The organism is Microbacterium sp. BE35, from assembly GCF_031457705.1.
Lineage (GTDB): Bacteria > Actinomycetota > Actinomycetes > Actinomycetales > Microbacteriaceae > Microbacterium > Microbacterium trichothecenolyticum.
Genome location: NZ_JAVDXD010000001.1, coordinates 94,105 through 103,892, shown reverse-complemented (window position 1 = coordinate 103,892; position 9,788 = coordinate 94,105). Strand labels below are relative to the sequence as shown.

Below are 9,788 nucleotides of genomic sequence, written 5' to 3'. Positions count from 1 at the left end.
GCTGTTGTGAGGCTGGCGTCCGCCCGGCGTTCAGGAAGCCGACCGTAGGGTGGAAGCACCATGCCCTTCCCCTCGCCCGACCTCCGCCTGATCGCCGTCGACATGGACGGCACGCTCCTCGACGGCCACGGCCGCATCCCCGAGGCCCTCTGGCCGCTGCTGGACCGCCTGCACGCGGACGGCATCCGCTTCGCGCCGGCGAGCGGACGCCAGCTCGCGACGCTGCAGCGCGCGTTCGCCGAGCACCTCGACGACATGGTGTTCATCGCCGAGAACGGCGCGTACGTCGTCGAGGGCGACGCCGAGATCAGCTCGGACGCGATGGACGCTGCGTTCACGGCGTCGCTCGTCACGCGCCTGCGCGCGCTCGCCGTCGAGGGGCGTGACCTCGGCATCGTCGTGTGCGGCAAGCGGTCCGCCTACATCGAGCGCGCCGACGACGCCTTCCTCCCCGAGGCCGAGAAGTACTACGCCCGGCTCGAGGCCGTGCCCGATCTGCTCGCCGTCGACGACCAGATCCTCAAGGTCGCGATCTTCGACTTCGCGGAGGCCGCGGCCACCGCCCCGGCGCTCGACGATCTGCGAGCGACCCACCAGGTGGTGGTGTCGGGCGAGCACTGGATCGACGTGATGAACCAGGGCGTCAACAAAGGCGTCGCGCTCGGGCGGCTGCAGGCGGCGACGGGTATCACGCCCGAGCAGACGGCGGTGTTCGGCGACTACCTCAACGACCTCGAGATGATGGATGCCGCGTCCCTGTCATTCGCGATGGCCAACGCGCACCCGCTCGTCGCGGCCAGGGCGCGCTTCCGCGCCCCGTCGAACCTCGACCACGGCGTCATCACCACGATCGAGAAGCTCCTCGACGGCGTGCCCGACCCCGTCGCCTGACGGAGTCGGTAGCCTTCGGGCATGGCGGTGAGTCAGACCAGGCGTGCGCGCGCCGCGCGACGCCGCGCTCGCCGGGTGGCCGCTGCCGACAACGACCTCACACTCGACGAGTGGGAGGACCTCGTCGAGGCGTGGGGCGCGTGCGCCTACTGCGGCGTGACGGTGGGTCCGTTCCAGAAGGACTGCGTGCTGCCCATCTCCCGCGGCGGCCGCTACACGTTCGAGAACGTCGTCCCCGCGTGCCGGTCGTGCAACGCGAGCAAGTGCAACGACGAGGTGACCGGGTGGCTGCGTCGCAAGCGCCTCGACGAGCGCGCGTTCCTGCTGCGCCATGTCGAGGTCCTCGCCGCGTGGCGCGGCGCGGCCGCGGTGCCCGGTGAGACACCATGACCGTCCTCATCCGTCCGTACGACAGCGCCGACTGGGACGACATCCAGCGCATCCACGACGCCGCCCGGCTCGACGAGCTCCGCGCCGCCGGGCTCCTCGATGCGTACCTCGACCTCGCCGCCACGTATGAGAACGAGGGCCTCTTCGATGACGAGGTGTGGGTCGCCGAGACCGAGGGTGCGGTCGCAGGCTTCATCGCCGGCAGCGTCGGCCCCGGCGGCGGCGAGATCACCTGGATCTACGTCGATCCCGGCCAGTACCGCCGCGGCGTCGGCCGGGCACTCGTCGAGCACTTCGTCGCGCGCTCCGGCGGGCGGGTCGAACTCGAGGTCCTCGACGGCAACGCCGCGCGCGACTTCTACGAGGCGCTGGGTTTCGTGCTCGAGTCGACCACGACCGGCAAGCTCGCCGGTAACGAGATGTTCACCGCGACCGGCCACACTCTCGTGTGGACCCCGCCGCAGCTGTAGACATCGCGCGGAATGGGAGGCGGCCCGCGTGCTTCGGGTGCACGCGGGCCGCCGGTTCCGGACAGGCGGATGCTACTGCGCGGCGTAACCGCCGTCGACGAGGTGGTAGCTGCCGCTGACGAAGGTGGCGGCATCCGAGGCGAGGAACGCCACGAGGTTCGCCACCTCCTGCGGGTCGCCGAGGCGGCCCAGCGCGTGCTTGGCGGCGAGCGCGGCCTGCGCGTCGGCGTCGAGGTTCGCGTCGACGAGGGGAGTGTGGATGAAGCCGGGGCCGACCGCGTTCACGCGCACGCCCTGCGTGCCGTACTCGAGAGCGGCGTTCTTGGTGAGGCCGACGACGCCGTGCTTGGCGGTGACGTAGGCCGACGACATGGGGATGCCGACGGAGCCGAGCACCGACGAGATGTTGACGATCGAGCCGCCGCCGTTCTTCGCGATCGCGGGCGCCTGCGCGCGCGTGCCGTAGAACACCGCGTTCAGGTTGATCTCGATGACCTTCTGCCACGAGTCGATCGGGTACTCGCCGATCGGTGCCGCCGCGCCGCCGATACCGGCGTTGTTGACCGCGATCCGCAGGGGAGCGAGGGCCTCTGCGGCCTCGACGGCCGCCTGCCCGACCGCAGGGTCCGCCACGTCGCCGACGAACGCCGCTGCCGTGCCGCCCGCGCCCGTGATCTCTGCGACGACCGCGTCCGCGGCCTCCTGTCGCACATCCGCGACGAGGACCGCCGCGCCGTTCGCGGCGAGGGTGAGGGCGACCGCCCGGCCGATGCCGGATCCTGCGCCGGTGACGATGGCGGAACGCTCCGCGACATCGTACGTAGCCATGATTACCTCCGTTGGTGGCGTCATCGCGTGGCGCCGATCACTTCTCCGACATCTGTCGGCTATACATGACTTAACCTACACCTGTCGAAAAGATTCCCGGAGGCGCCATGGACCCTCGCAAACAGCGCAGTCGTGATCGTCTGTACGCCGCGGCACTCCGTCTCGCCGAGGATCGGCCGATCGCGAGCTTGACGGTCACCCAGCTCGCCGATGCGGCGGGCGTACATCGCTCGACCTTCTACGAGCACGCGGAATCGCCCGAGGCGCTGGTCGAGGCGGCGCTCACCGCCGAGCTCGACGTGCTGCGCGACGAGCTCATGAAGGACCGATCGGATGCCGCCACCGCCGTCGCGACCGTGACCGAAGGTGTGCTGCACCACATCCTGCGGCACGTCGACATCTACCGCCGCGAGCTCGCGGACGGCGGCGGAGCGCTGCACGCGATGCTGAGCAGGCACTTCCGCAGCACCACCGAGACACTGCTGGACCGCGGGCGCGTCGAGATCGCGGTGCCGGTCGCGGGCGCGACCCCCGCGAGCGTCTCGGACGCCGCCGCGCGCTTCCTCGCGGACGGCACGGTGGGGATCATCGACGGGTGGCTGCGGCATCCGTCCCCGCGGGTCGAGGACTTCCTCCGGGTGTATCTCGCGCTGCTGCCGGACTGGTGGCCGCACCGCCCCGAGGCCTGACCGGGCTAGTCGGCCGCGGGTACCGTTCCCGTGAGCACGGCGATGCCATCGAGCACGGCGCGCGCGGTCGAGCGGGCGCCGAGCACCCGGAAGTGGCCAGACGTCGGGACGGCGATGTTCGTCGCGCCGTCGAGTGCGCTCCCCTCGGGGATGTGGGGATCCCACGGCCCGAACACCGACACGATGCGGCCGTTGACCGACGTCTCGCGGCCGAGGGTGAGGATGGTCTCGTCCTTGGGGCTGAAGGCGCGGATGCTCGGGACGACGAAGAGGCGGGCGAGCCGCGAGCCGCCGAACGGCGTCGCCACGGCGACGAGCCCGACCAGGCCGAGCGGGCGACCGCCGTCGGTCGCTGCCGCGGCGCCCTCGGCAGGGTCGCCGCCGGCGGCCGCCGCTGCGGCGGCCCGCGCGGCGGCCCCGGACGAGACCAGCAGGTGCTTGCCGATGAGGCCGCCCTTGCTGTGGGCGACGAGCACGCGCCCGGCGTCGGGCGCCGGCGTGCGGGCGAGCAGGTCGGCGAGGCGCTCCGACGTCGAAGCGATCGTGCGCCGGTTCACACCCAGACCGTGCACCACGCGCACCCTATGGCCCGCCGAAGCGAGCGCGTCGCCCAGGGGGCGCAGGAACGTCCAGTGCTCGTACACACCGGGGATGAGATACACCTCGGGCAGCCCGGGCTCGCCACGCTGCCAGGCCGGCGGAGCGGGGCGAGGTCGCCCGATCGCCCATGGGAACGAGAGCACGGCGAGCTGCCGGCGCCCGGCGTAGACGTAGTCGGCGACCCATGACAACCCGCGGCCCACCATCGACGGGCGCGCGAACGTGGTCGCTTCCGGCGGGCGCGGCATGGGCGAAAGTCTAGAAGCCCCGCCGCCCGCGGTGCCGCTCGTGTCGATGCCGGTCACACGGCGCGGACGCTGTTGCTGCGCTTGTCGTGCGTCAGCTCGGCGAGCCCGAGCTCCTCCAGCAGCGGCGGGAGATACATCCCGAACCGTCCGCGGTACCCCTTGCGGAGTCCATACCAGCCGCCGACGGGGTTGCCCTCGTCACGGCCCCACGCTTCGACCGTGCCGTCGGCCGCCGGCTTCTGCTCGTCGGCGGCCCCGAGCGGCACCCAGTCGCCCTGCTCGCGCAGCCACGCCGCGAGGTCGTCGATCGCGCTCAGGTGGTACTTGAGAGTCGTCGAGCCCACCTGGCAGACGAGTGCCGGCGGGTCCGCTGCCTCGTCGCGGTACATCGTGTACTCGCTGGTGCCCGGCGCCGTGGTGAGCTGCCACGGGTCCTCAGCGGTCCCTGAACCGGCCATCTCCATCCCCTCCGTCGGTGCGAGTCTTGCCGGTTCGCGGGGTGACGGCAAGGGGCGCAGCTCAGTCGGCGGCCGGGGCCTCGGGCGTGCCGCGGACACCCGTGATGGCCGACTCCACGACGGAGGCCGCGAGGGCGTCGATGACGGATGCCGGCTGCCAGCGCACCGGGCCGTGCACGGCGATGTCTGCGAAGCCGTGCACCGCCGACCAGCACGCCCACTCGGCGTACGGGCGGCGATCGGGGGAGAGGGCGCCCGCGTGCACCATCGCGTCGAGGGTCTCCATGAGGAGCCGGAACGGGGCGACGATCTCGTCGTCGAGGGTGACGATGCCCTCGTTCGCTTGGGTGTCCTGCGTGAAGAACGCGGTCTCGAACCACCCGCGCTCGGCGCGCGCGAAGTCGATGTAGGCGAGGCCCACGCGGCGCAGCCGCTCGATCGCGGCCTCCGCGGGGGAGAGGTCGCCCGGCGTGGCCGCGACGCGCGAAGTGATCGCGTCGGCCAGTGCCAGCTGCGCCTCGCGGGCGACGGCGCGCACCAGGGCGTCGCGATCGGCGAAATGCCGGTAGGCGGCATTGGGTGAAACCCCGACGGCGCGGGTCGCCTCGCGCAGCGTGACCGCGCCCGGGCCGCCGGTGCGCGCGAGCAGCAGGCCTTTGCTGATCAGCGCGTGTCGGAGGTCACCGTGATGATAGGCGCGCACGGGCGAAGTCATTGCGTCCTCCCGGCCGGGTGTGTACGTTATGAAAACCGAATGTGAACAGTGTCCACATTCACTTTAGGCCCTCGCCCTCGCCGCTCGTTCCACGAACACGCCGAAGGAATCCGTCATGAGCCAGCCGAGCCCTGCCGGGCCCGCAGCATCCGAAGATCCCGTCCAGCACCGCCCCGATGCGCGCACGCTCCGCGCGTTCTACCAGGTGCTCGTCAACACCGCGCTCGCCAACGTGACCTCGAGCTACCTCTGGTTCGCGCTGACGTTCTGGGTGTACCTCGAGACCAAGTCGGTGCTCGCGACGGCGATCATCGGCGGGTCGTACATGCTGCTCGTGGCCGTCTTCGGCGTCGTGTTCGGCGTGATCGTCGATCACATGAAGAAGAAGTCGGTCATGCTGCTCTCGAGCATCGTGACAGTGTCGGCCTACGTCGTCGCCGGCGCCATGTTCGTGGCGTTCCCCGAGAGTGCGCTGCTCGACTGGACCGGTCCGTGGTTCTGGGCGTTCGCGGGCGTCATCCTCCTCGGCGGGGTCGTCGAGAACCTCCGCAACATCGCGCTCTCGACGACGGTGACCCTGCTCGTCCCAGGGGACCGGCGCGACAAGGCGAACGGTCTCGTCGGTGCGGTGCAGGGCATCGCGTTCATGGTCACGAGCGTGTTCTCCGGCCTGTCGATCGGGCTGCTCGGCATGGGCTGGACGGTCGCCATCGCGATCGCTGCCACCGGTGTCGCGCTGATCCACCTCATCTTCGTCCCGATCCCCGAGCGCGGCGTCGCCCACGTCGAGGGGGAGGCGCCGAAGGGCTTCGGCTTCAAGGGCGTGATCCCTGCGGTCATGGCGGTGCCGGGGCTTCTCGCCCTCATCCTCTTCTCCACGTTCAACAACCTCGTGGGCGGGGTCTTCATGGCCCTCATGGACCCGTACGGACTGACGCTCTTCTCGGTCGAGATGTGGGGCATCGTCCTCGGCGTGACGAGCTTCGGATTCATCATCGGCGGCGCACTCGTGGCGAGGTTCGGCCTCGGCAAGAACCCGGTGCGCACGATGCTGCTCGTCAACATCGGCATCGCGCTGCTCGGCATGACCTTCGCGATCCGCGAGTGGTGGTGGCTGTACGGGCTCGGCATCCTGATCTTCATGGCGCTCATGCCCATCGCCGAAGCCTCCGAGCAGACGATCGTGCAGCGCGTCGTGCCGTTCGAGAAGCAGGGGCGCGTCTTCGGCTTCGCCGCGAGCGTGGAGTCCGCCGCGGCACCCGTCTCCGCCTTCCTCATCGGACCCATCGCGCAGTTCTGGCTCATCCCCTACATGAATTCGCCCGAGGGCCAGCAGGCGTGGGGCTGGCTGCTCGGCGAGGGCGAGGCTCGCGGCATCGCGCTCGCGTTCGTCGGCGCGAGCCTGGTGCTCCTGCTGGTCGTGCTGCTCGCCTTCGTGTCCAAGCCCTATCGTGAGCTGTCCGACGCGTACTCCGCGGCCCCGCCGTCGCTCCACACCGACGAGGAGGGGGCGGATGCTGCCACCCCGGCGACATCCGGGACCGACGTGACCGGCGGGGCCGCTGAAGACCTGCGCTCGGGCCTGCGCTGACACGGCGGGTCAGAAGCGGGCGAGGCCTCCGGCAGCCGCTTCGTCAGGACGGCCGGGGAAGACCTCGAGCGCGAAGCCCTGGGTGTCGACGGCGACCGTGAGCAGGGTCGCCCACTGATCGATGCGGGGGAGGGTCGGGTCGGGGGTCATGCAGATCTCGGCCGCGGCTCCCTGTCCGCCGCACGCCGCGAGCGCCCGGGCGGTGGGATCCAGGCCGGCGAGGCCGTCCCGCACGTCCTCGAGATGCGCGAGGCGCTCCATGGTCGTGGAGTCGGCGGGCATGGTGTCGCCCGCGAAGAGCGCCGAGTCGAGGAAGTGGTTCGTGTGGAAGAGCCAGCCGTCCGCGGCGGGCTCGACGGCGCCGAGACCTGCGGGAGAAAGCTCGAGCGACGCGGCCCGCGACCCGGCACCGTCGGTCTCGAAGACCGTCAGCACTGTCGAGGCGCTCACCGTCGCGCTCGCTGCGATGTCCTGCGCGTCCCCGATGGACCGGGCCTCTTCGAGCACGCGGCGCGCGATCGCGTGGACGGGGACGCCGCCGGCGTCCGAGTCCGTCTGGTGCGACAGGATGTTGAAGTGCAGGCCGAGCCCGGCGCTGTTGACGCCGATCTTCGCCGCGGTGCCGAACTCGGTGAACATCTTCACGCGCATCCCGCCGGCGGTGGCGAACTCCACCAGGAGTCCCTCCGGCACCAAGAAGTCGTGCCAGTCCCACGTCTGCAGCGTCTCGGCAGCGAGCCGCGGGCCGACATGGACCGCGGTCGAGCACTCGCCCTCCCTCGGCGGTGGTGCCACCGCGAGGATCTCGGTGCGTCCGCCGACGGCGGCGAGCCGCCACGGCTCGAGGCCGGCCGCAGCGGCGATGGCGTCGGCCTCCGCGCCGAGGCCCGGTGCCCAGGTGGCGAGCGAGGCGTGCGTGCGGTCGGCGATCGCCCTCACCGCATCGGAAGGGATGCCGAGCTCGGCGAAGTGCGCGAGGTACAGCTGCGCCGTGCGCCGGTACTGGGTTGCGAAAGCCGCACCCAGTTCGGCGCCGCGCGTGGCGGGATCCGGAGTCGTCGACGTGAAGGTGCGGAGTTCCATGGGTTCTCAGTCGAGCTCGGGCGTGCGCGGGGGAGCGGTGCGGCGCGGCCGCAGGGCCTCGAACGCCGCGGCCCAGGCGAGCAGGTCGGGGTCGCTGTAGGCGCGCCCCGCGATCGTCAGCCCCACCGGCATCCCGATGTCGTCCATCGTGCCCATCGGCACGGTCACCGTCGGGATGCCGAGGTGCCGGATCGCGAGGTTGCCGTTGGCGACCCATACGCCGTTGCGCCAGCCGAGATCGGCGGATGCCGCGTTCACGTCCATGTCGGCGGGGCCGACGTCGGCGACCGCGGGGAAGAGCACGGCGTCGAGGCCGAGGATCGACATCCAGTCCTCGAGGTCGATGCGCCGCGTCTCCTCGAGGCCGCGGACGCCGTCGGCGATCTCGGGGATGTCGGCGAACGACGCGTACGGGTGCTCGCGCACCTGCGCCGGATAGGTCGCGATGTCGTCGTCGAAGCCGGTGTACCGGTCGGGCAGCGCACCGTCGGGGTGCGGGAAGATCGTCGCGCCGTCCACGCCGTCGAGTCGATCGAGCGCCGGGTCGCCGTTCGCTCGCAGGAAGTCGTCCCACGCCCACGCCGAGAGGTCGACGATCTCGCGCTGGAGGAAGGCCTCGGTCACGAGCCCGCGCGTCTTGATCGTCGGGGCGCCCGGGCGATCGCCCTCGTAGTTCGTGACCGCCGGGAAGTCGACTTCCACGACCTCGGCGCCGGCCGCCTCCAGGTCGAGCCGCGCCTTCTCCCACAGCGCGAGCACCGAGGGCCGGGTCTCGACACGGGTGCCCGTCGGTCCGCCGATCCCGCCGTCAGCGGCGGTGCCGGCCTCCGGATCGGCGTTGATGTACATGCGCGGCACACCGAATCGACGCCCCGCGAGGGTCGCGGCGGCGGCATCGGCATCGCCCGACGCGAGCGCCGGGTACGACGCCGGGCGCAGGGCGGAGGCATCCGGGATCCGGATCCAGGGCTGCGCGCGCCAGAAATCGCCGCGCGTCTCGGGGTCGTCGGCGACCATCACGTCGAGGATCTCGAGCAGGTCCGCCATCGTGCGGGTGTGCGGCACGACGACGTCCATCGTGGGCACGAGCGGCCAGTTGCCGCGCACCGAGATGACGCCGCGCGACGGGGTGTAGGCGCACAGTGCGTTGTTCGAGGCCGGCGCGCGGCCGCTCGACCACGTCTCCTCGCCGAGCCCGAACGCCGCGAAGCTCGCCGCGGTCGCCGTGCCTGAGCCGTTCGACGAGCCCGACCCGAACGCCGACGTCAGGTACTCGGCGTTGTAGGGGCTCTCGGCGCGGCCGTAGAGACCCCGCTGCATCCCGCCGTTGGCCATCGGGGGCATGTTGGTGAGACCGATCAGCACGGCCCCGGCACCGCGCAGACGCTCGATCGAGAACGCGTCGCGCTGCGCGACGAGGTCGGCGAACGCGGGCGAGCCCGCCGCGACGGTGAGGCCCTTCGCCATGAACGAGTCCTTGGCGGTGTATGGGATGCCGTCGAGCGGCCCGAGCGCGCGCCCTCCGGCGCGACGGAGATCGGACGCCGCGGCCTCGGCCCGCGCGTCGGGATTGCGCACGACCACCGCGGTGAGCGCCGTCGCCGTGCCGGGCGCATCGTACGCGTCGATGCGAGCCAGATACGCGTCCACGAGCTCGACGCTCGTCACGGCGCCGGACTCGAGGGCCTCGCGCAGCTCCGTGATCGTCTTCTCGACCACGGGGTACATCAGGCCATCTCCCGTCGGACACGGAGTCGGAGGTCTTCGGCGACTCGCCGGTTCGCGGCATCCGCTCCTCGGCGCGTCGCCGCGACGCTCCGATTCT

Annotated in this window: 11 protein-coding genes; 5 read left to right on the top strand and 6 right to left on the bottom strand. The window is 71.5% G+C overall.

Going from position 1 to position 9,788, the window contains the following annotated elements:
* Positions 1-60: 60 nt before the first annotated feature.
* From J2Y46_RS00515 to J2Y46_RS00505, 3 genes are read left to right on the top strand one after another with little or no spacing between them, the layout of a single operon-like run.
* Positions 61-891: a Cof-type HAD-IIB family hydrolase gene (locus tag J2Y46_RS00515; RefSeq protein WP_310239483.1), complete on the top strand. Its 831-nt coding sequence runs from the start codon at positions 61-63 to the stop codon at positions 889-891.
* Between the two features lie 21 nt (positions 892-912).
* Positions 913-1,281 carry an HNH endonuclease gene (locus J2Y46_RS00510; RefSeq protein ID WP_045297742.1) on the top strand — a complete coding sequence of 123 codons (369 nt, stop codon included), beginning with the start codon at positions 913-915 and terminating at the stop codon, positions 1,279-1,281.
* On the top strand, positions 1,278-1,751 hold the full coding sequence (locus J2Y46_RS00505; RefSeq protein ID WP_045297740.1) for a GNAT family N-acetyltransferase: 474 nt from the start codon (positions 1,278-1,280) through the stop codon (positions 1,749-1,751). Before J2Y46_RS00510 ends, J2Y46_RS00505 begins: the two co-directional genes overlap by 4 nt.
* Positions 1,752-1,823: 72 nt before the next feature.
* Here J2Y46_RS00505 and J2Y46_RS00500 read toward each other — a convergent pair whose 3' ends face one another.
* On the bottom strand, positions 1,824-2,579 hold the full coding sequence (locus J2Y46_RS00500; RefSeq protein ID WP_045297739.1) for an SDR family NAD(P)-dependent oxidoreductase: 756 nt from the start codon (positions 2,577-2,579) through the stop codon (positions 1,824-1,826).
* A gap of 107 nt (positions 2,580-2,686) precedes the next feature.
* On the opposite strand from J2Y46_RS00500, the gene J2Y46_RS00495 reads away from it, so the two are divergent.
* Complete coding sequence (locus J2Y46_RS00495) at positions 2,687-3,268, top strand: TetR/AcrR family transcriptional regulator (RefSeq protein ID WP_310239478.1); 582 nt, start codon at positions 2,687-2,689, stop codon at positions 3,266-3,268.
* Positions 3,269-3,273: 5 nt separating this feature from the next.
* Here the strand turns inward: J2Y46_RS00495 and J2Y46_RS00490 are convergent, their stop codons facing one another.
* The 3 genes from J2Y46_RS00490 to J2Y46_RS00480 all read right to left on the bottom strand — a co-directional run bounded on the left by J2Y46_RS00490 (position 3,274) and on the right by J2Y46_RS00480 (position 5,289).
* Positions 3,274-4,116, bottom strand: a complete 843-nt coding sequence (locus tag J2Y46_RS00490; protein ID WP_310239476.1) for a hypothetical protein — start codon at positions 4,114-4,116, stop codon at positions 3,274-3,276.
* 53 nt (positions 4,117-4,169) lie between these two features.
* Positions 4,170-4,574: a DUF6855 family protein gene (locus tag J2Y46_RS00485; protein ID WP_045297844.1), complete on the bottom strand. Its 405-nt coding sequence runs from the start codon at positions 4,572-4,574 to the stop codon at positions 4,170-4,172.
* Between the two features lie 61 nt (positions 4,575-4,635).
* Positions 4,636-5,289 (bottom strand): TetR/AcrR family transcriptional regulator, encoded by a 654-nt coding sequence (locus J2Y46_RS00480; RefSeq protein WP_310239470.1) that lies wholly within the window; start codon positions 5,287-5,289, stop codon positions 4,636-4,638.
* 115 nt (positions 5,290-5,404) lie between these two features.
* Here J2Y46_RS00480 and J2Y46_RS00475 point away from each other — a divergent pair, with 115 nt between their 5' ends.
* A complete protein-coding gene (locus tag J2Y46_RS00475) occupies positions 5,405-6,880 on the top strand; it encodes an MFS transporter (protein WP_310239466.1) in 1,476 nt (491 codons plus the stop codon).
* Positions 6,881-6,889: 9 nt separating this feature from the next.
* Here the strand turns inward: J2Y46_RS00475 and J2Y46_RS00470 are convergent, their stop codons facing one another.
* Both J2Y46_RS00470 and J2Y46_RS00465 read right to left on the bottom strand, forming a co-directional pair.
* Positions 6,890-7,963, bottom strand: a complete 1,074-nt coding sequence (locus J2Y46_RS00470; protein ID WP_310239461.1) for a C45 family peptidase — start codon at positions 7,961-7,963, stop codon at positions 6,890-6,892.
* Positions 7,964-7,969: 6 nt separating this feature from the next.
* A complete protein-coding gene (locus tag J2Y46_RS00465) occupies positions 7,970-9,691 on the bottom strand; it encodes an amidase (RefSeq protein ID WP_045297731.1) in 1,722 nt (573 codons plus the stop codon).
* Between the last annotated feature and the right edge of the window lie 97 nt (positions 9,692-9,788).

Excerpts from the sequence above, each read along its gene's own strand:
- J2Y46_RS00515 (WP_310239483.1), top strand. The coding sequence starts at position 61 with ATGCCCTTCCCCTCGCCCGACCTCCGCCTGATCGCCGTCGACATGGAC.
- J2Y46_RS00510 (WP_045297742.1), top strand. The coding sequence starts at position 913 with ATGGCGGTGAGTCAGACCAGGCGTGCGCGCGCCGCGCGACGCCGCGCT.
- J2Y46_RS00505 (WP_045297740.1), top strand. The coding sequence starts at position 1,278 with ATGACCGTCCTCATCCGTCCGTACGACAGCGCCGACTGGGACGACATC.
- J2Y46_RS00500 (WP_045297739.1), bottom strand. The coding sequence starts at position 2,579 with ATGGCTACGTACGATGTCGCGGAGCGTTCCGCCATCGTCACCGGCGCA.
- J2Y46_RS00495 (WP_310239478.1), top strand. The coding sequence starts at position 2,687 with ATGGACCCTCGCAAACAGCGCAGTCGTGATCGTCTGTACGCCGCGGCA.
- J2Y46_RS00490 (WP_310239476.1), bottom strand. The coding sequence starts at position 4,116 with ATGCCGCGCCCGCCGGAAGCGACCACGTTCGCGCGCCCGTCGATGGTG.
- J2Y46_RS00485 (WP_045297844.1), bottom strand. The coding sequence starts at position 4,574 with ATGGCCGGTTCAGGGACCGCTGAGGACCCGTGGCAGCTCACCACGGCG.
- J2Y46_RS00480 (WP_310239470.1), bottom strand. The coding sequence starts at position 5,289 with ATGACTTCGCCCGTGCGCGCCTATCATCACGGTGACCTCCGACACGCG.
- J2Y46_RS00475 (WP_310239466.1), top strand. The coding sequence starts at position 5,405 with ATGAGCCAGCCGAGCCCTGCCGGGCCCGCAGCATCCGAAGATCCCGTC.
- J2Y46_RS00470 (WP_310239461.1), bottom strand. The coding sequence starts at position 7,963 with ATGGAACTCCGCACCTTCACGTCGACGACTCCGGATCCCGCCACGCGC.
- J2Y46_RS00465 (WP_045297731.1), bottom strand. The coding sequence starts at position 9,691 with ATGTACCCCGTGGTCGAGAAGACGATCACGGAGCTGCGCGAGGCCCTC.